This is a genomic window from Agrobacterium sp. El2ro-1b (assembly GCF_048298475.1).
GTDB lineage: Bacteria > Pseudomonadota > Alphaproteobacteria > Rhizobiales > Rhizobiaceae > Agrobacterium > Agrobacterium fabrum.
On sequence record NZ_CP103459.1, the window covers coordinates 1,706,315 to 1,726,049 of the forward strand.

Consider the following 19,735-nt stretch of genomic DNA (forward strand, 5'->3'; position numbering starts at 1 on the left):
AATAGACAAGGCGAATATTTCGGCGGCAAAGCATGTCTGCAGTTAATCGACGCTTCGGATTGATAGTTATAAGTCATCATTAATCGCAATTTAACCGTGCCCGGCTAGTTTCGCGTGCAGGCAGGCTGACCGTTTTCATCTTTATATTTCAGGGGTGAAGCGGTCCGCATATTGGTTACTGTTGGGGTTTCAAGCATATGTCTCACTTTTCCAAATTTGGTCTGGACGCGTCTGCAATGCTGGACGCGCTCAGCCGTTCACAGGCCATCATCGAGTTCGACCTGACCGGCAAAATTTTGAAAGCGAACGATAATTTCTGCAAGGCTGTCGGCTATCAGCCGTCTGAAATCGTCGGGCGCTCCCACAGCATATTCCTGTCTTCCGAAGACGCCGCCTCGCCGGAATACAAGGCATTCTGGGCAAAGCTGTCGCGCGGCGAATATGATCAGGGTCAGTACCGGCGCCAGGCCAAAAATGGCCATGAAATCTGGATCGAGGCCTCCTACAATCCGGTGTTCCGTTTCGGCAAACCTTATAAGGTGGTCAAGATCGCAACCGATATCACCGCGATCAAGCGCAAGAGCGCCGAAGATGACGGCAAGCTCGCCGCACTCTCCCGGGCGCAGGCCATGATCGAATTCACGCCAGACGGAAAAATCCTCGGCGCCAACGAAAATTTTCTCGCGACGCTCGGTTACACGGCGGAAGACATCATCGGCAAACATCATTCGATGTTCTGCGAGCCGGCCTATGCCCAATCCCAGGACTACCGGGATTTCTGGAAGGAACTTGGCAAGGGTCATTTCTCGACCGGGCAGTTCATGCGGCTTGGCAAAGATAACAAGCGGGTTTTTATTCAGGCTTCCTATAATCCGATCATTGATGACCGCGGTCGCGTCTTCAAGGTGGTGAAATTCGCTTTTGATGTGACTGACAGGGTGCATGCGGTCGAGGAACTTGGAGCTGCGCTCGAGCGGCTGTCTCAGTGCAATATACGTGTCACGCTGGACAAACCCTTCGTCGGCGAATTCGAAAGGCTGCGCGTCGATTTCAACAAATCCATCGCCGAATTCCAGAAGACTCTGGAGAATGTTCTCGGCCAGACGGGTGACCTGACCCGCAGCAGCCAGGAAGTCAGCGAAGCCTCCGTCAATCTCGCCGAACGGTCGCGTGAGCAGGCGGTGGCGCTTGAGGAAACCTCGGCGGCGCTCGAAGAAATCACCGCGACGGTTCGCTCCTCGACGGAAAACATGAAAGAGACGCGCAAACTCGTGCAGAGCGCGCGGGCCTCCACCGTTGCTTCCACCGAAGTCGTGGAGCGCACGGTCGATGCCATGCAGCGTATCGAGACGGCGTCGCGGGAAATCAGCCAGATCATTGGCGTGATCGATGAAATTGCCTTTCAGACCAACCTTCTGGCGCTGAATGCTGGTGTGGAAGCCGCGCGGGCGGGCGATGCCGGCAAGGGCTTTGCGGTGGTGGCGCAGGAAGTGCGTGAACTCGCGCAACGGTCCGCCAATGCCGCCAAGGAAATCAAGGCGTTGATCAACAATTCCGGCAGCGAGGTTCTCGAAGGCGTGAAGCTGGTCGGCGAGACCGGCGAGGCGCTGAAGCAGATTGATGCACTGGTCCGTCACATCGATGGCAATGTGGACATGATCTCCAAGGCGGCGGACGAACAGGCCGCCGGTATCAGCGAGATCAACAAGGCCGTTAACCGGTTGGACCGGATGACGCAGGAAAATGCGGCGATGAGCGCCCGCACCACGGTCATCAGCACGACGCTGGCACAGGGCGCCGATGCGCTGGCTCAGCTTGTCAGTTTGTTCAAGCTGAACCGCCGCACGGCCCAGCGCGACGACGGATCGTCCATGCGCCCCTATACTTCAAACACCGTTCGGCGCGATCAGACCTCCCCAAGGGCGGCCGCATAAAGGGAGCGGCCCCGCGGCCGCTTTTCATGAACAGGATTTGGTGGATGCGGATGCCTTTGATCGGGCATCCGCACACGGTTATGCCCGCACAGCCGGTCGCGCGATACCGAGATGGTCACGCAGCGTCGAACCTTCATATTCCTTGCGGAACAGGCCGCGCTCCTGCAGGAGTGGCACGACCTCGCGATTGAATTCCTCCAGCCCGCCGGGGAAGAAGGGCGGCATGACGTTGAAACCGTCGGCCGCACCGTTTTCGAACCATTGCTGCATCCGGTCCGCCACCTCTTTCGCCGTTCCCATGACAATGTGGTGACCGCGGCCCGCGGCAACGCGCAGCGCCAGTTCCCGGATTGTCAGCTTTTCGCGGCGTGCAAGCTCCGTCAGGAGTTCAGCGCGGCTGCGCAACTGGTCGGAGATCGGCAGGTCCGGCAGCGGGCCGTCGAGATCGTAATCGGCAAGGCTGTGGCCGATGCGTTCTTCAAGCAGCGGCATGGCGTTTCTGATGTCGGTCCAGCGGTTCAGTTCCTTCAGCTTTTCGCCGGCCTCTTCGAAGCTTTTGCCGATGATCGGCATGAAGCCCGGCATCACGGCGACGCTTGCCGGATCGCGGCCGAATTTAGCCACCCGCGCCTTGAGACTGGTATAGAAGGCCTGCGCTTCGGAAATTGCCTGCTGGGCGGTGAAGACGATATCGGCGGTGCGGGCGGCGAGGTCCTGTCCCGGTCCCGAAGAGCCCGCCTGAATGAGAACGGGGTGTCCCTGCGGCGAGCGCGGAATGTTGAGCGGGCCCTTGACCGTGAAATATTTGCCTTCGTGGTCGAGGATATGGACCTTTTCCGGATCGACATAACGCCCCGCCTGCTTGTCCTTGACGAAGGCGTCGTCGTCCCAGCTGTCCCACAGGCCGCGCACGACGTTTACATATTCTTCCGCTACGGCATAACGCTCGTCATGCTCGGGATGGCTCTTGGAAAAATTCGCCGCCGTGCGGGCATAGGAAGTTGTGACGATGTTCCACGCCGCGCGGCCATGGCTCAGATGGTCGATGGACGCAAAGGCGCGGGCGGTGTGATAGGGCTCGCCATAGGTGGTGGAGGCGGTGGCGGCCAGACCGATCTTGTCGGTCACCATGGCCAGCGCTGCCAGCAATGTCAGCGGCTCAAAGCGGGCGATCATCGACGGATGGGCGTCGACACCGCTGGTCAGGCCATCGGCGAGGAAGACCATGTCGAACTTTGCGGCTTCCGCCATTTTCGTGACGCGAGTGAGCAGATCGAAGTTCTCGCTGCCGGCCTCCGCATCGGGGTGACGCCAGCCGGAAACGTGGTGCCCGGCACCCTGCAGGAAAAGGCCGAGATGCATCTGTCTTTTGCGGGTCGTATTGGTCATCAGGTCATGCCTTCATGTCGGTCGAGTTATATTGCGGTTGCCAGAAGCGTTTCGAGCTTCCTGAGATCGGCTGCGGTCTTCATGCTCCGCACCAGTGCCGGAATCCCGGCGAATTTTTCATTGCCGCCGGTGGCGTCGGCGAATTTCTCCGTCGGATCGTCAATGCCGGGAAGACCGTCTATGCGGCGCGAGAGAACCGAGCCGTCCTTTTTCGTCACATCGATGACCACGAAACGGGTGGTCGGATCGGGCGAGAGGCGGCGGGCGGTCTCATCGTGTCGGCGCGTGACCCTTGCTGAAAGTGCGAGCAGATCGGCACGCGCCGGGCGTTCGTCGAAATGGCCGATGCCGATTGCTCCGTCGGTGAGCGCGGCAGCAAAGACATATTCGGGGCTGAAGCGCGCATCGATGCCGGTTGCGGGTGTGGCTGAGCCGATGAGGGCAGCATCGCCACCCGGCGGGAAGGTGACAACGACTGTTTCAATCTCGTCCGGTGTCAGATCATCGGCGCTGCGCAGCGCCAATGCGCCGACGGCGACGGGGTGGGCGGCGGTGCAGCAGGGAAAGGCCTTAAGGGTGAGGCCGGGTGAGACGATTTGCCAGGGTGCGCCCCAGCCGGAGAGAACGCGTTTCGGCTGCTCGGCGCCGAAGGCGAAGGCGGAATAAAAGCCGATGGGGTTTTCCAGAAAATCCGGTGCGCCCTGAAAGCCTGATCGTGCCAGCCGCGCAGCGGTAAGGCCGGCGCGCGTGGCAAGCCCGGCATGAAGCGGCTTGGCATCGAAGCCGAATTGCAGGCGAAGCCCGGCCGATTGCGTGGCGGCAAGACCGAGTGCCGTGGCTGTGGTCTGCGGATCGAATTTCAGGAGATGGGCAATGGCTGCCGCAGCGCCGATGGGGCCGAGTGTGGCAGTGGCATGGAAGCCATTTTCGTAGTGCTTGGTGCCGAGCGACACGCCAATCTGCGCCATGGTTTCAAGCCCGACGATATAGGCGGCGATGAAGGCATCCGCTGTAGAGTTTTCCTCGACCGCAACAGCCAGAAGGGCTGGAATGATGGCGACAGTGGGGTGGCCACGCACGCTGCTATGGACGTCGTCATAATCAAGCACATGGCCAGCATGGCCGTTGATGAGGGCGGCGGTAAAGGCATCGGTGCGCAGATCGTGGCCGATGATTCCGGCCGTGCCTTGCGTTCCTGACGTGAAGGTATCGATCAGGATTTTCGTGCTTCTGTCGGCGGCGCCACCCAGCTGGCAGGCGAAAAAATCGATCAGCGCCGTGCGGGCGATGGTGACCGCCTCTTCATCGCGCAACGGATCGGAAGCGGCGATGGCTTCGGCAAGATGAAGCGTGAGTTTTTCCTCGGCAACCATGGGGTCAGATCCCTTCGCCGTCGGTCACCCGCGCCACCTGCCCACCGAGGCCCTTGACGAAAGCGTTGATACGCGGGTTGGTCGACCTGTAGAAGATATGTTCCGGCGTGCCCTGATCGACGATCAGGCCGTTTTCGGTAAAGACGATCTTGTCGCTGATTTCCTCGGCAAAGCGCATTTCATGGGTGACGAGAATGCTGGTCATGCCATCATTGACGAGATCGCGGATGACAGCGAGCACTTCGCCCACGGTTTCCGGATCGAGCGCCGAGGTGACTTCGTCAAACAGTACCAGTTCCGGCCGCATGGCCAGTGCGCGGGCAATCGCCACACGCTGCTGCTGGCCACCGGAAAGCTGGCCGGGATAAGCATCGACCTTCTGGGAAAGACGGACCTTCTCCAGCAATTCCCGGGCATGGCGCTCGGCTTCCGCCTTCGGCGTGCCGAGAATTTTGATCGGCGCGATGGTGATGTTTTCAATGACAGTCAAATGCGGGAAGAGGTTGAACTGCTGGAACACGATGCCGATGCGCTTGCGTAGCGCGATGCGCTCAGCCTCGGTCTTCAACTGGTCAACCCGGGTGCCGCCGACGGTGATCTTGCCGGATTGCGGAATGAGCAGGCCGTTGATGCAGCGCAGGATCGTGGATTTTCCCGAGCCGGAAGGGCCGATGATGGAGACGGCGTCGCCCTTGTTGACCGTGAGGTTGATGCCTTTCAGGACCTGATTGTCACCGAAGGAGAGGTGAATGCCTTCGAGTTCGACAAGCGCTTTGGTGACAGGGGCTTGGGCGGCGTTTTGTGGTGCGGGTGCGGACATGGCGTGTTCCAATCAGCGGGAAGCGAAGCGCCGTTCCAGGCGCTGCGTGAAACGGGAGACGGGATAGCAGAACAGGAAGAACGCCATCAGGACGGTGAGATAGACCACGACGGTGAAATCGTTGCGCTGCACGGCGGTGCTGGCATCCGTGGCGGCGTGCAAAAGCTCATGCACGCCCACCAGCGAGGCGAGCGCCGTGCCCATGGTGATCGAGGAATAGAGGTTCATCCATGGCGGCAGCGAGCGTTTCACGCATTGCGGCAGGATGATCCAGCGCAGTGTCTGGTTACGGGAAAAGCCCAGTCCTTGCGCCGCTTCCCATTGGGCGGTCGGGATGGACTGGATGGCGCCGCGGGTGATTTCGGCAATATGGGCGCTCGCGGGAATGGCAAGACCGACGACGGCCTTGATCCAGTCCGGGAAGGGAATGTAGTTGCCGAAGGCGACGATCTCGAAAGGAAAGATGTAGGTCGCGGCAAAGATCAGCACCAGATGCGGGGCGTTGCGGAAGATTTGCACGTAGGTGAGCGCCGGCGCGCGCACGATGCGGTAAGGCGCAAGCTCCATGATGCCGAGCACGACGCCGATGAGGGTGCCGATGGCGATCGCCAGAATGCTGATCAGCACATTCATGGCGAAACCCTTGGCCAGATAGGGCAGCCATTGCAGCAGCACCTGACCGAGCGAGGGATCAAGGATCAGCCACAGAACGACTGATATCACCACGCCGAGCAGCAGAATGGTGCCGAAGGGAAGCTTCTTTGCCACCCGTGCTGGAGAAACCACCGCGCTCATTGGCCGAACCCCGGGACCGCAAGGCGTCGTTCAAGCCAGAGACCGGCCCTTGCGACGATGAAATTGATGACGCTGAAGAAGATGAGGATGACCAGCATCAACTCGACCACATTGTCGCGCTGCGTCCAGATCAGGATCGAGGCATAGGTGATTTCACCCACCGCAATCGCCGAACCGACCGTTGTGAGCTTCACCAGGTTGACGAGATTGTTGATGATCGAGGGGAGCGCCGTGCGGATCGCCAGCGGAAACTCTACGTAACGCAAAATCTCCAGCGAGCTGAAACCGATGGCACGCGCTGCCTCGATGGTGGTGGTCGGCACCGCTTCGATACCGCCACGCAACGCTTCCGCATGGAAGGCGGCAACGTGCAGGCCGGTGATGGCAACGACCCAGAAAAAAGGCGTCAATGGATTGTTCTGCGCACCGCCCAGCGCATTGGAAATCAGCATGTTGAGCACGAGGAAACCGCACATCAGCTGTACCAGCGTCGGCGTGTTGCGTGTCAGTTCGACATAGGCGCGCACGGGACCGGCGAGCCAGGTTTTGCCTGATGTGAGCATGGCCGCGAAAATGAAGCCGAAAACGAGGCTGAGCGGCAAGGTAACGGCGACGAGGATGAGCGTCATCTTCATGCCATCAAGCCAGATCTGAACCTCGTAACCGCTGTTCAGAAAATCATAGTTGAGGCCGAGATGCGCGGCGAGTTCAATGAAGCGCGCTGTAAATGAATCCTGCATCGGAAATCCATGCTGTTATTGCGGGTGCCGCCGGACGGGCGGCGCCAGAATGGCCTGCCTTGTTATAAAGCAGAAAAGAACGGCGGGCGAAACCGGCCGTTCTTGAGGGTTGGCGCAAAACGCCTCCGTGACAGGGGCTCTCCGTCACGCGAAGGTGAGGGGATGAACCAGATTGCCCAACGCCTTATTGCGCGGCGGAAAGCTTCTTCTTCTGCTCTTCCATGTAGCCGATGCTCGGCAGGCGGTTGGCCTTGGCGAATTCGATCATCTTGCCGGAGGCGTGCAATTCCTTGACGATCTTGTCGAGTGCGGCCTGCGTGTCGGCTTCACCCTTGCGCAGCCAGATGACGGAATCCGACGGGATGAGGTCGGTGGGGATGAGGATGCCGTAATCCTTCCACTCGTCGGCGCGGTCCTGGAGCATCAGGCTCAGCGTGCCGTTGACGTGAACGGAGACATCGCAATTGCCGCCCTTCAGCGCCAAGAGCGACTCCGGTTGGCTCGGCAGCGCCTTCACCTGCGCGCCGTACTGCTCGATGAGCGGCTGGGTGTAGTTCGAGCCCTGCGAAACGCAGGCGATCTTGCCCTTCAGGTCCGACCAGTCCTTGATGCCCGAATCCTTGCGGCCGATGGCGGCGCCACCCTGACGGTCATAGGGGGTCGGCACGTAATCAAGCGTTTTGGCGCGTTCTTCGGTGTATTGCATGTTGGCGATGAGAATATCGACCTTGCCCTGCTGCAGGAACTGCACGCGGTTCGGCGGGGTAACCGTCTCGGTGACCAGTTCGACGCCGAGACCGGCGGCCAGCGCCTTGGCGACATCGATGTTGAGGCCCTTCTGCTCCTGCGTCTTCGGATCGATGAAGCCGAAAGGTGCACCAGACAGGATGACGCCGACGGTGAGCTTGCCGCGACCCTTGATGCGGTCAAGCGTTGCATCCGCGTGGGCGGCGGTGGCCATCGAAGCGACGACGACGGTTCCGGCAATGAGTTTTGCGGCAAATCTGGAGAAAGAGAGGGCCATGGGTATTTCCTTTTGAGTGTGAGTGGAAACTACATGAGGCACCCGCCGAGAGCGAGAATTGGCATTGCGCAAAAAATAGTATGAATAAAATCGCGTTCCAATAAAGCTACTTATGCGAAAAAATATCCTACTAATGGGAAATCGTAGAATCCTGTTCTTTGGTTTCGCTGCCTGTTGACCGGTTCGCCAGATATGAGGCGATCGATTGCGGTGTGTTCTTCTCCTCGCGGGGAGAAGAACACACGGCGACGTCACCGTCCGGCGTTATAGGCCGCGATTGCCGCCATGTTGACGATATCGCTGTCCTTGGCACCCATTGAGGTGATCTGCACCGATTTGTCGAGGCCGACGAGAAGCGGACCGATGACGGTCGCGCCGCCCAGTTCCTGCAGCATCTTGGTGGAGATGGAGGCGGAATGGATGGCGGGCATGACCAGCACGTTGGCCGCACCGGAAAGGCGGGCAAAGGGATACTGGCTCTGCATGCGCTGATGGTTCAGCGCCACATCCGCCGACATCTCGCCGTCCACCTCGAAATTGACATTGCGCTTGTCGAGGATTTTCACCGCTTCGCGGACCTTGTCCGAGCGTTCACCGACCGGCTGGCCGAATGTGGAATAGGCAAGCATGGCGACGCGCGGTTCATAGCCGAAACGGCGGGCGAGGTGGGCCGCCTCTTCCGCGATATCGGCAAGGTCTTCCGCGTTCGGCATGTCGTGCACGGCGGTATCGGCCACGAAGACGGTGCGATTTCGGGAGACAACAAGCGAAACGCCGATGACGCGATGGCCAGGCTTGGTGTTGATACAGCGGCGGATATCCTCCAGCGCCGTCGAATAATTGCGCGTAACACCCGTGACCACGGCATCCGCATCGCCCATCGCCACCATGCAGGCGGCGAAATGGTTGCGGTCATTGTGGATCAGGCGCTGCACGTCGCGCAGCAGGAAACCGCCGCGCTGCAAACGCGCATAGAGATAATCGACATAGGCATCGACGCGGCTGGAGAGACGGGCATTGGTGATTTCGATATTGGCGCGGTCGAGATCGATGCCCGCGCGTTCTGCATTGGCCTTAATGATATCGTCGCGGCCGAGCAGGATGGCGGTGCCGAGACCCTGCGCCGTGAACGAAATCGCCGCGCGCATGACCTGCTCTTCTTCCGCTTCGGCAAATACCACGCGCTTGGGTGAACGGCGCACGCGCTCGTAAAGGCGCTGTGTGGTCGAGGCCATTGGGTCGCGGCGGGCGGAAAGCTCACGGGCATAGGCATCGAGATCGGGTATTTCGCGCTGGGCGACGCCGGTTTCGATGGCGGCTTTTGCCACGGCGACAGGAATGGCGGAGATCAGGCGCGGATCGAACGGAACCGGAATGATATATTGCGGCCCGAAACGCGGGCGGTTGCCCTGATAGGCGGCCGCCACATCGTCAGGCACGTCCTCACGAGCAAGATCGGCCAGCGCCTGCGCAGCGGCAATCTTCATCGCATCGTTGATCTGGCGGGCGCGAACGTCGAGCGCGCCGCGGAAGATATAGGGGAAGCCGAGGACGTTGTTGACCTGGTTCGGATAATCGGACCGTCCGGTCGCCATGATGGCGTCGTCGCGGATACGCGAGACTTCTTCCGGCGTAATTTCCGGATCCGGATTGGCCATGGCGAAGATGATTGGCTTCGGCGCCATCGAGCGGATCATCTCTTCAGTGAAAGCGCCCTTCTGCGACAGGCCGAACACCACATCCGCGCCCTTCATCGCCTCCGTCAGCGTCCGTCTGTCGGTCTTCACCGCATGGGCGGATTTCCACTGGTTCATGCCTTCGGTGCGGCCCTGATAGATCACGCCCTTGGTATCGCAGAGCGTGATGTTTTCCGGGTTGAACCCCATGGCCTTGATAAGGTCCATGCAGGCAATCGCGGCAGCGCCTGCGCCATTGCAGACGAGCTTTGTCGTCTTGAAGTCGCGGCCGGTCAGTTCAATGGCGTTGATGAGTCCGGCAGCGGCGATGATGGCGGTGCCGTGCTGATCGTCATGGAAGACGGGAATGTCCATCAGCTCGCGCAGGCGGCTTTCGATGATGAAACATTCCGGCGCCTTGATGTCTTCGAGATTGATGCCGCCGAAGGAGGGGCCGAGATAACGCACGCAATTGATGAACTCATCGGCGTCTTCGGTATCGACCTCGAGATCGATGGAATCGACATCGGCGAAACGCTTGAAGAGGACCGATTTGCCCTCCATGACCGGCTTGGAGGCGAGCGCGCCGAGATTGCCGAGCCCGAGGATGGCGGTGCCGTTCGAGATGACGGCCACCATGTTGCCGCGGGTGGTATAATCGTAAGCAGTCGCCGGATTTTCGGCGATGGCTTTCACCGGCACAGCGACACCGGGCGAATAGGCGAGCGACAGGTCCCGCTGCGTGGCCATCGGCTTGGTCGGGGTGATTTCCAGTTTGCCCGGCCTGCCTTGCGAGTGGAAATCCAGGGCTTCCTGATCCGTAACCGATGTTCTTGTGCTGGCGGTTTTCGTCGTGTCGGACATGGGCTGAGCGTGCTTTCCTGTCGTTATCAGTATAAAAATATTCGTTGTTGTTATGGTATTTTTTGCACGCCTGCCAAGCCTTGAATGTTGTTCAGTGCAGCAAATTTAAGCGTGATGAAATTTACGGCCGATTCAATCGATTAAGTCCGTATGTTTGTTGTCATAGGCTTGGCTGGTAAGCCTGGCGGGCCATATTCACGAAGGCATCGACATGGAGGGCAAGCGGGCCGCGTCTGACAACCAGCACGCAGTCCGACCATGCGTCGGGGCTGTCGAGCGCTACGCCGACAATACCGCGTGTGGAACGCACGGTGCTTTCCGGCAGAATGGAAATTCCCGCACCCGCTTCCACCAGGGCAAGTATGGTATTGATGTTGGCGATACGCATACCGATTTGCGGTTCGCAACCGGCATCCTCGAAAAGCGTGAGCGCGCTGCTGCTAAGGCCGAGGCCGATCTCATCGATCGGCAGCAGCAGTTTTTCCCGCACGATATCGCCAACCGATATTCTGCGGCTGGAGGTCAGCGGATGACTGTCCGACAGGGCAACGCACAGTTTCGAGCGGTCGAAAGGCATAGCCCTCAGGGTCTGTGGCAGCCGCGGAAGGGGTGCACGAATGAAGGCGACATCGGTCTTGCGCGTTTCCACTTGCTCGATCAGCTGTTCCATCGTCATGCCGGGCAATAGTTCCAGCGTCACGTCCCTGTGCTCATCACCAAAGCGGGTGATCAGTGCCGGCAGCTTCCGCTCGGCCATGACACTGGTGCCGTAACCGATGCGTAGCGTGCCAAGCTCACCGCGCCGGATCTGCTGCGCCTTTTCAAGCGCACCTTTGGTGCGGGCAAGGATTTCTTCCGCCTCGATGAGCATGGATTGCCCCGCCGGGGTGAGTTCCACACCGCGATTGATGCGGTGAAAGAGCTTGAAGCCCAGATTCTCCTCCAGCTGCCGTATGCGCTGGGTAACGGCCGGCTGGGCGATGCCGAGCTGGAGGGCGGCGGCCCGGAAGTTTCTGGCCCTGGCGGCCTCCACAAATATGGTGAGCTGGCGAGTATCCATGGGCGAAGAGGTCTTTGTGTTGTCGGGCGCGGCGTGATATAAGCCTAGCTTATCAAAATTGCCCGTCTTGCGCATTGTCATCTTGTCGCGGGCGACGTTATACCGCAGCCAGCGTCCAGAACGTCTTTCCCGCCATTGCAGGTGAGGGCGATCAGGGCCGGGGAGGATTTGTTCAAGCATATGTCCCGTCGTCCATTCGGCCGGCGATAACTGCAGCGAATGGGTCAAAAATGACGGTCACCACCGAAGCCTTCCCTACCATCGTTCCCCGTTCAGCCGCGCCGCCATCGGCGCATCTTCGCCTGGCCTTATCGGCGGCGAACTGTCCGGGCTTTGCCGGACACTGAACGATCATCGGGCTTCAGCCTTTCGGGCGGCTCTTCTAAACGGACATTCATTCATGGGTAATCCAGCAACTTCATTGTCGCTCCCGGCCAGATTATGGCTGTTGGTGCTCGGCGCGGTCATCATCGCTGCGGGCCTGTTCTTTGCCATTGGCGGCTGGCAGCTCGTCGCCCTCGGTGGTAGCCCCTATTTCATCGCCGCAGGTCTTTCGCTCATCGTTTCGGGCCTGCTGATCCTGCTGCGCAAGCCGGCAGGCGCGCTTCTTTTCGGTCTTGTTTTCATCCTCACCGGCGTCTGGGCGGTATGGGAGGCGGGCCTTCACTTCTGGCCGCTGATTTCCCGTCTGCTGGCCATCGGGGTTGGCGCAACCGTCGTTGCCCTGTCATACCCGCTGCTGCGCCGCGCAGCCGGCAAAACGCCGGCATATGGCTCTTCTTTCGCGGTAGCCGCTGTTCTCGCCATCGCTTCCGGTGCCGGTTTTGCCGGCATGTTCGTGGCGCATCCGACCGTTGCCTTCAATGGCGAGACGGCGGCGCTGACGCCGGTCAAGCCGGAAACGGAGCAGAAGAACTGGGAACATTACGGCAATACGTCCGGCGGCAGCCGTTTCGTGGCGATTGATGAAATCACCCGCGACAATATCAAGAACCTCGAAGTCGCCTGGACCTACCACACCGGCGATACCCCGATCAGCCCCGGCGCCAATGGTGCGGAAGACCAGCAGACGCCGCTGCAGGTGGGTGACACCGTGTTCCTGTGCACGCCGCACAATAATGTCATCGCTCTCGATGCCGATACCGGAACCGAGAAGTGGAAGGCGGAAATCAATTCGAAATCCTCCGTCTGGATGCGTTGCCGTGGCCTTGCCTATTTCGATGCCAAGGCGCCGCTGAAGCAGCCGACCGCGCCGGGCTCCACGCCCGTCACGGCCGCGGTTGTGGCCGAAGGCGCACTTTGCCAGCGCCGTATTCTGATGAACACGATCAATGCGGAACTCATCGCGCTTGATGCGGACACGGGCGCGTTTTGCCCTGACTTCGGCACGAATGGCCGCGTCGATCTGAAGATCGGCATGGGAGATGCGCCGGACCCGCAATATGTGCTGACCTCGGCACCCACCCTTGCCGGCACGACCGTCGTTGTCGGCGGCCGTATCGCCGATAACGTGCAGGTGGACATGCCCGGCGGTGTGATGCGCGGTTTCGACGTGGTGACGGGTGAGCTTCGCTGGGCTTTCGACCCCGGCAATCCCGATATCACCAAGCTGCCGCCTCCGGGCCAGACTTACACACGTTCCACGCCGAACGTCTGGGCATCCATGTCCTACGATCCGGATCTGAACACGGTCTTCATGCCCGTCGGCAGCCCTTCGGTCGATCTTTATGGCGCGACACGCACGCCGCTTGACCATAAATACGGTGCCTCCATGCTGGCGCTCGACGCCACGACCGGACGCGAAAAGTGGGTATACCAGACGGTTCACAATGACCTCTGGGACTTCGACGTGCCGATGCAGCCGAGCTTCGTCGATTTCCCGAAGGCTGACGGAACCACCGTTCCGGCGCTGGTCTTCGGCACCAAGGCGGGGCAGCTCTACGTGCTCGACCGCGCGACGGGCCAGCCGCTGACCAAGGTGGAAGAGGTTCCGGTCAAGGCTGCCAATATTCCCAATGAGCCCTACGCCCCCACGCAGCCGCGTTCCGTCGGCATGCCGCAGATCGGTGCGCAGACGCTGACGGAAGCCGATATGTGGGGTGCAACCCCGTTCGACCAGCTTTTGTGCCGCATCGCCTTCAAGGGCATGCGTTATGAAGGCCTTTATACGGCGCCCGGCACCGACCTCTCGCTCGCCTTCCCGGGTTCGCTCGGCGGCATGAACTGGGGCGGTCTTTCGACCGATCCGACCACCAACACTATCTTCGTCAACGATATGCGCCTCGGTCTCTGGATCGAGATGAAGGAAGCCGCCCCCACCAAGGCCGTTGCCAGCGGTGGCGAAAGCGTCAATACCGGCATGGGTGTCGTTCCGATGAAGGGCACGCCCTATGCGGTGAACAAGAACCGCTTCCTGTCGGCTCTCGGTATCCCTTGCCAGGCTCCGCCCTATGGCACCATGACCGCGATCGACATGAAGACCCAGCAGATCAAGTGGCAGGTGCCGGTCGGCACCGTCGAGGATACGGGTCCGCTCGGTATCAAGATGGGCCTGCCGATCCCGATCGGCATGCCAACGCTCGGCGGCACGCTCGCCACCCAGGGCGGTCTCGTCTTCATCGCCGGTACGCAGGATTATTATCTGCGCGCCTTCGATACGGCGACCGGCAAGGAAGTCTGGAAGGCCCGCCTTCCGGTCGGCAGCCAGGGCGGCCCGATGAGCTACAAGTCTCCGAAGACGGGCAAGCAATATGTCGTCATCTCGGCCGGCGGTGCCCGCCAGTCTCCCGATCGCGGCGACTACGTCATCGCTTATGCATTGCGCAACTGATCCGTTTGGTTCAACGCCTTGCAAAGAAACCCCGGGAGATGATTCCGGGGTTTTTCTTTGTCCGGGTTCAGGATCACCGGCACTTTCGCGCGGAACCTCGCCATCATCCTCGCGTTAGGAAAACAGGCCTGCCGGCAAAACAGCGCCATTCACCAAGCTTTCACAAGGCGAATTTATGAGCTTGAACTTATCCGCCCGTGAACCGATGATGGCGGTATTTGGAAATATGTATATTGTCCGGCGCGCCGGGAAATTTTTTAGAGTGGGAAAGGTTTTGTTGTGAACGAACAATCTCGAAAGATCACGCCGGTTCTTCTTGCAGGCGGGGCTGGCTCGCGGCTCTGGCCGGTATCGCGCGATCAGTTGCCCAAGCAGTTCCAGCCGCTGGTCGGCAATCTTTCCACCTATCAGCAGACGTTGAAGCGGGTCGGCGATAAGAGCCTCTATGCAGAGCCGCTGGTCATCACCAACGAAGATTTCCGCTTTTTTGCCCGCCGTCAGGCCGAAGAGATCGATCTGCCGGCGACCGTGGTGCTGGAACCCGCCCGCCGCGACAGCGCCGCCGCCATGGCCGCCGCCGCCGTGCTGGCCGAGCGCCGTGAGCCCGGATGTCTTGTGCTGGCCCTTGCCGCCGACCATGTGGTGCTGGATGTCGACACGTTCTCCGAGGCCGTGAAGCTTGGTGCAAAAGCCGCCGATCAGGGCAATATCGTCGTTTTCGGCCTGGTGCCGACCGAGCCGCGCACCTCCTATGGTTATATCAAACCGGGTGATGCGATCGACGGTGAGAAAGACCTCAGCACCGTCGATGCCTTCGTGGAAAAACCTGATGTGACGACGGCCATCTCCTACCTGGAAAAGGGCTATCTCTGGAACTCCGGCAACTTCCTGTTCCGTTCCGACGTGATGATCGCCGAGCTTAAGGCTTTCGCGCCGGAAATTCTGGCCGCGGTGACGCAGGCGGTCGAGCAATATGAAAGCGACCTTGGTTTCGTGCGCCTGCATCAGGCAAGCTTCGAGGCTTCGCCTAAGAATTCCATCGATTACGCTGTCATCGAGAAGACCAGGCGCATGGCTGTCGTGCACGGCCATTTCCGCTGGTCGGATATCGGCAGCTGGGACGCGATCTGGGAAATTGCCGACAAGCACGATCATGACAACGCGCTTGAGGGCGATGGCGTCTTCATCGATTCCGAGGGTTGCCTGATCCATTCCACGCAATTGCTGACGACGGTGGTGGGCGCGAAGGATCTGGTGGTGGTGGCCACCAAGGATGCGGTTCTGGTGGTGCCGAAAAACCGGGTGCAGGATGTAAAGGGGCTGGTCGACACGCTGAAGGGCGGGGACCATGCGCCGCAGACCCAGACCCACAAGCGCGTCTATCGCCCATGGGGTTACATCGAGCACATGTATGTCGATCAGCGTTACAGGGTCGGCCACATCACGGTCGATCCCGGCCATCGCATTTCTTTCCAGAAACACTATCACCGCTCTGAACACTGGATTGTCGTCAAGGGCACAGCGACGGTGACGATCGGCGAAGAAACCCGTCTGCTGACGGAAAACCAGTCGGTTTACATCCCGATCGGTCAGCCGCACCGGCTGGCCAATGAGGGGCAAATTCCGCTCGAACTTGTGGAAATCCAGACCGGCGCCTATCTCGGCGAGGACGATGTCATCCGCATCGAGGATGATTACAAGCGTCAGTAGTAGATAGTGTTTCGAGGTAGCACGACAGAGGCGAGGCGGAAGGCGTTCCGGCTCGTATTTGTGTTTTAAGGGCGAGCAGCCGCTACCCAAATACGGGTGCGGCAGCCGCGCCCCTTGCAGAAATTGCAGGAATGGAAGGGACCCGCCGACAGGACGCAGCATGCCGCCGGTGGCAGATTTGCGCGGTTTCCAGTCGCAAGGGATGTCCAAAATAGCCACATCGAGATTCGTATTTTAGGCGGTTGCCTAATCAAAAATCTTCGCATAGGTTCCTACTGCAACGTTTCAGTGAGGGAGGAGACTCATGCGAATGCGTGTTATTTCTGCGGCCTTTTTGGCCAGTGTTATGATTCCGGCGGGTATGGCTGGGGCCACCGATCTTGAGGTGACCCATTGGTGGACATCGGGCGGCGAAGCCGCAGCGGTGGCCGAGCTTGCCAAGGCTTTCGATGCGACCGGCAATAAATGGGTGGATGGTGCGATTGCCGGCTCGGGCGGCACGGCCAGGCCGATCATGATCAGCCGTATCACCGGCGGTGACCCGATGGGCGCCACCCAGTTCAACCATGGCCGGCAGGCTGAAGAGCTGGTGCAGGCGGGCTTGATGCGCGACCTGTCCGACGTGGCCGCAAAGGGCAACTGGAAAGATGTCATCAAGCCGGCAAGCCTGCTCGACAGCTGCACCATCGACGGCAAAATCTATTGCGCGCCGGTGAATATACATTCCTGGCAGTGGCTCTGGCTTTCCAACGCCGCCTTTAAGAAGGCGGGCGTCGAGGTTCCGAAGAACTGGACGGAATTTGTCGCAGCCGCACCGGCGCTCAAAAAGGCCGGTATCCAGCCGCTCGCGCTTGGTGGGCAAGCCTGGCAGGCTAACGGCCTGTTTGACACGCTGACGCTTTCGATTGGCGGCAAGGACCTCTATCAGAAGGTCTATGGCGACAAGGATGCCGAGGCAGCAGCCGGTCCCGAAATGGCGAAGATTTTTGCGGCAGCCGTCGAGGCGCGCGATATGGCCAAGGGCACCAATGTTCAGGACTGGAACCAGGCCACCAACATGGTCATCACAGGCAAGGCCGGCGGCCAGATCATGGGTGACTGGGCGCAGGGTGAATTCCAGCTGGCCAATCAAAAGGCCGGCACGGATTATTCCTGCCTGCCGGGTCTCGGCCTCAATGACTATATCACCACCGGCGGCGACGCCTTTTATTTCCCTGTTCTGAAAGACGAAGCGAAGACCAAGGCGCAGGACGTGCTGGCGGCGACCATCGTCGATCCGAAAACGCAGGTCGCCTTCAACCTGAAGAAGGGTTCCTTGCCGATCCGTGGCGACGTCGATCTCAACGCCGCCAATGACTGCATGAAGAAGGGTCTGGCAATCCTTGCCAAGGGCAATGCGCTGACCAGCACCGACCAGCTGATTTCTGCCGATACGCAGAAACAGAAGGAAGACCTGATGGCTGAATTCTTCGCCGGCTCGATGTCGGCGGCAGATGGCCAGAAGCGCTTCGCAGACCTCATCGGTTCTGCTGACTGATCGTGATCTCTCCGGGTTGGGGAGCGGTTTACCGTTCCCCATTCCAACGTCCGGTCCGTGCAATATTCACCAGCACGGGCAGGGGTTTCATGCGGTGAGGTTTTTGCCTGACCGTTGACTGTAACGTTACAGGAGGAGGTAACATGGCAGGTCAAACGCGCTCCAGGCGTCCCAATCAGCTTTTCCGCAATCTCAATTCCAAGATTGCCTCCATTCCCATGATCTTGACCGCGATGGTGATCTTCCTCGGCGGCACGGTCTGGACGGTGATTTATTCTTTCACCAATTCCAAGCTTCTGCCGCGGGCGAGCTTCATCGGTTTTGACCAGTATGAGCGGCTGTGGGCAGCACCACGCTGGATCGTTTCCATCCAGAATCTTGCGATCTACGGCATCTTGTCGCTGATCTTCAGCCTTGTCATCGGCTTTGTGCTGGCGGCGCTGATGGACCAGAAAATCCGTTTCGAAAACACCTTCCGCACCATCTTCCTTTATCCCTTCGCTTTGTCGTTCATCGTTACCGGCCTTGTCTGGCAATGGTTGTTGAACCCGGAATTCGGGATCCAGTCCGTGGTCCGTTCGATGGGCTGGGAAAGCTTCACCTTCGATCCGCTCTATAATCCGCAGATCGTCATCTACGGTATCCTGATCGCGGCGCTCTGGCAGGGCACGGGGCTCGTCATGTGCCTGATGCTGGCCGGTCTTCGCGGCATCGACGAGGATATCTGGAAGGCGACGCGCGTCGACGGCATTCCGATGTGGAAGACCTATATCCTCATCATCATTCCGATGATGCGGCCGGTCTTCATCACCACCCTCGTCATTATCGCCAGCGGCATCGTCAAGGTCTACGATCTTGTCGTCGCGCAGACCAGCGGCGGGCCCGGTATCGCGTCCGAAGTGCCGGCGAAATATGTCTATGACTACATGTTTCAGGCACAGAACCTGGGGCAGGGCTTTGCCGCCTCGACCATGATGCTTCTGACCGTCGCGATCATCGTCATTCCATGGGCCTACCTCGAATTTGGAGGCAAGAAGCGTGGCTAATATCAGCACATTAAATACGGTCGTCGCCGCCACAGATGCGGTTGCCAAAGACCTTTCCGGCCCGCGCGGCAGGAAGCCGAGGAAAACCTTTTCCCGCCGCAACATCATTCTTTACGGCACGCTGTTCATCGCCGCCGCCTATTACCTGTTGCCGCTTTACGTGATGGTTGTCACCTCGCTGAAGGGCATGCCGGAAATCCGGCTCGGCAATATTTTCGCGCCACCGGTAGAGATCACCTTCGAGCCTTGGGTAAAGGCCTGGGCGAATGCCTGCACGGGTCTGAACTGCGACGGGCTTTCGCGCGGCTTCTGGAACTCGGTCCGTATTCTCGTGCCTTCCGTCGTCATTTCGATCGTCGTCGCTTCCGTCAGCGGCTACGCCATGGCCAACTGGAAATTCAAGGGATCGGAACTGTTCTTCTCGATCCTGATCATCGGCGCCTTCATTCCCTATCAGGTGATGATCTATCCGATCGTCATCGTGCTGCGCGAAATGGGCATTTATGGCACGCTGACCGGTCTCGTCATCGTGCACACCATCTTCGGCATGCCGATCCTGACGCTGCTGTTCCGCAATTATTTCGCCTCTTTGCCGGAAGAACTGTTCAAGGCGGCGCGCATCGATGGCGCCAATTTCTGGCAGATTTATTTCCGCATCATGCTGCCCATGTCGCTACCGATCTTCGTTGTCGCGATGATCCTGCAGGTGACCGGCATCTGGAACGACTTCCTGTTCGGTGTGGTGTTCACCCGGCCGGAATATTATCCGATGACGGTGCAGCTCAATAACATCGTCAACTCCGTGCAGGGCGTGAAGGAATATAACGTCAACATGGCCGCCACCCTTCTGACGGGTGCCGTGCCGCTGATCGTTTATTTCGTCTCCGGCAGGCTTTTCGTCCGTGGCATTGCCGCAGGCGCAGTAAAAGGTTGAGCT

Annotated in this window: 14 protein-coding genes; 6 read left to right on the forward strand and 8 right to left on the reverse strand. The window is 59.6% G+C overall.

Going from position 1 to position 19,735, the window contains the following annotated elements; genetic code table 11:
• Positions 1-197 precede the first annotated feature (197 nt).
• Complete coding sequence (locus NYR50_RS21935; protein ID WP_174009895.1) at positions 198-1,934, forward strand: methyl-accepting chemotaxis protein; 1,737 nt, start codon at positions 198-200, stop codon at positions 1,932-1,934.
• A 78-nt stretch (positions 1,935-2,012) separates the two neighbouring features.
• On the opposite strand, the gene NYR50_RS21940 is transcribed toward NYR50_RS21935, so the two are convergent.
• From NYR50_RS21940 to NYR50_RS21975, 8 genes are all read right to left on the reverse strand, one after another.
• The gene (locus tag NYR50_RS21940) at positions 2,013-3,323 is read right to left on the reverse strand and encodes an LLM class flavin-dependent oxidoreductase (protein ID WP_174009894.1); all 1,311 of its coding nucleotides are present in this window, start codon (positions 3,321-3,323) and stop codon (positions 2,013-2,015) included.
• Positions 3,324-3,349: 26 nt separating this feature from the next.
• Positions 3,350-4,696, reverse strand: a complete 1,347-nt coding sequence (locus NYR50_RS21945; RefSeq protein ID WP_174009893.1) for an MmgE/PrpD family protein — start codon at positions 4,694-4,696, stop codon at positions 3,350-3,352.
• 4 nt (positions 4,697-4,700) lie between these two features.
• The gene (locus NYR50_RS21950; protein ID WP_111806190.1) at positions 4,701-5,516 is read right to left on the reverse strand and encodes an amino acid ABC transporter ATP-binding protein; all 816 of its coding nucleotides are present in this window, start codon (positions 5,514-5,516) and stop codon (positions 4,701-4,703) included.
• A gap of 12 nt (positions 5,517-5,528) precedes the next feature.
• Positions 5,529-6,311 (reverse strand): amino acid ABC transporter permease, encoded by a 783-nt coding sequence (locus NYR50_RS21955; protein ID WP_174009892.1) that lies wholly within the window; start codon positions 6,309-6,311, stop codon positions 5,529-5,531.
• On the reverse strand, positions 6,308-7,051 hold the full coding sequence (locus NYR50_RS21960; protein ID WP_174009891.1) for an amino acid ABC transporter permease: 744 nt from the start codon (positions 7,049-7,051) through the stop codon (positions 6,308-6,310). The genes NYR50_RS21955 and NYR50_RS21960 overlap by 4 nt, the downstream gene beginning before the upstream one ends.
• 184 nt (positions 7,052-7,235) lie before the next feature.
• A complete protein-coding gene (locus NYR50_RS21965; RefSeq protein WP_080814115.1) occupies positions 7,236-8,075 on the reverse strand; it encodes a transporter substrate-binding domain-containing protein in 840 nt (279 codons plus the stop codon).
• Positions 8,076-8,326: 251 nt separating this feature from the next.
• Positions 8,327-10,615, reverse strand: coding sequence for an NADP-dependent malic enzyme (locus NYR50_RS21970; protein WP_174009890.1), 2,289 nt, complete (start codon positions 10,613-10,615; stop codon positions 8,327-8,329).
• 160 nt (positions 10,616-10,775) lie between these two features.
• On the reverse strand, positions 10,776-11,750 hold the full coding sequence (locus tag NYR50_RS21975) for a LysR family transcriptional regulator (protein ID WP_174010399.1): 975 nt from the start codon (positions 11,748-11,750) through the stop codon (positions 10,776-10,778).
• Positions 11,751-12,075: 325 nt separating this feature from the next.
• On the opposite strand from NYR50_RS21975, the gene NYR50_RS21980 reads away from it, so the two are divergent.
• From NYR50_RS21980 to NYR50_RS22000, 5 genes are all read left to right on the forward strand, one after another.
• Positions 12,076-14,505: a glucose/quinate/shikimate family membrane-bound PQQ-dependent dehydrogenase gene (locus NYR50_RS21980; protein ID WP_174009889.1), complete on the forward strand. Its 2,430-nt coding sequence runs from the start codon at positions 12,076-12,078 to the stop codon at positions 14,503-14,505.
• A gap of 279 nt (positions 14,506-14,784) precedes the next feature.
• Positions 14,785-16,215, forward strand: coding sequence for a mannose-1-phosphate guanylyltransferase/mannose-6-phosphate isomerase (locus NYR50_RS21985; RefSeq protein WP_174009888.1), 1,431 nt, complete (start codon positions 14,785-14,787; stop codon positions 16,213-16,215).
• Positions 16,216-16,519: 304 nt separating this feature from the next.
• Positions 16,520-17,752: an ABC transporter substrate-binding protein gene (locus tag NYR50_RS21990; RefSeq protein WP_174009887.1), complete on the forward strand. Its 1,233-nt coding sequence runs from the start codon at positions 16,520-16,522 to the stop codon at positions 17,750-17,752.
• Between the two features lie 143 nt (positions 17,753-17,895).
• Positions 17,896-18,798 (forward strand): carbohydrate ABC transporter permease, encoded by a 903-nt coding sequence (locus NYR50_RS21995; protein WP_080814127.1) that lies wholly within the window; start codon positions 17,896-17,898, stop codon positions 18,796-18,798.
• Positions 18,791-19,732: a carbohydrate ABC transporter permease gene (locus NYR50_RS22000; RefSeq protein ID WP_174009886.1), complete on the forward strand. Its 942-nt coding sequence runs from the start codon at positions 18,791-18,793 to the stop codon at positions 19,730-19,732. The genes NYR50_RS21995 and NYR50_RS22000 overlap by 8 nt, the downstream gene beginning before the upstream one ends.
• The last annotated feature ends 3 nt before the right edge of the window (positions 19,733-19,735 follow it).

Excerpts from the sequence above, each read along its gene's own strand:
- NYR50_RS21935 (WP_174009895.1), top strand. The coding sequence starts at position 198 with ATGTCTCACTTTTCCAAATTTGGTCTGGACGCGTCTGCAATGCTGGAC.
- NYR50_RS21940 (WP_174009894.1), bottom strand. The coding sequence starts at position 3,323 with ATGACCAATACGACCCGCAAAAGACAGATGCATCTCGGCCTTTTCCTG.
- NYR50_RS21945 (WP_174009893.1), bottom strand. The coding sequence starts at position 4,696 with ATGGTTGCCGAGGAAAAACTCACGCTTCATCTTGCCGAAGCCATCGCC.
- NYR50_RS21950 (WP_111806190.1), bottom strand. The coding sequence starts at position 5,516 with ATGTCCGCACCCGCACCACAAAACGCCGCCCAAGCCCCTGTCACCAAA.
- NYR50_RS21955 (WP_174009892.1), bottom strand. The coding sequence starts at position 6,311 with ATGAGCGCGGTGGTTTCTCCAGCACGGGTGGCAAAGAAGCTTCCCTTC.
- NYR50_RS21960 (WP_174009891.1), bottom strand. The coding sequence starts at position 7,051 with ATGCAGGATTCATTTACAGCGCGCTTCATTGAACTCGCCGCGCATCTC.
- NYR50_RS21965 (WP_080814115.1), bottom strand. The coding sequence starts at position 8,075 with ATGGCCCTCTCTTTCTCCAGATTTGCCGCAAAACTCATTGCCGGAACC.
- NYR50_RS21970 (WP_174009890.1), bottom strand. The coding sequence starts at position 10,615 with ATGTCCGACACGACGAAAACCGCCAGCACAAGAACATCGGTTACGGAT.
- NYR50_RS21975 (WP_174010399.1), bottom strand. The coding sequence starts at position 11,750 with ATGCGCAAGACGGGCAATTTTGATAAGCTAGGCTTATATCACGCCGCG.
- NYR50_RS21980 (WP_174009889.1), top strand. The coding sequence starts at position 12,076 with ATGGGTAATCCAGCAACTTCATTGTCGCTCCCGGCCAGATTATGGCTG.
- NYR50_RS21990 (WP_174009887.1), top strand. The coding sequence starts at position 16,520 with ATGCGAATGCGTGTTATTTCTGCGGCCTTTTTGGCCAGTGTTATGATT.
- NYR50_RS21995 (WP_080814127.1), top strand. The coding sequence starts at position 17,896 with ATGGCAGGTCAAACGCGCTCCAGGCGTCCCAATCAGCTTTTCCGCAAT.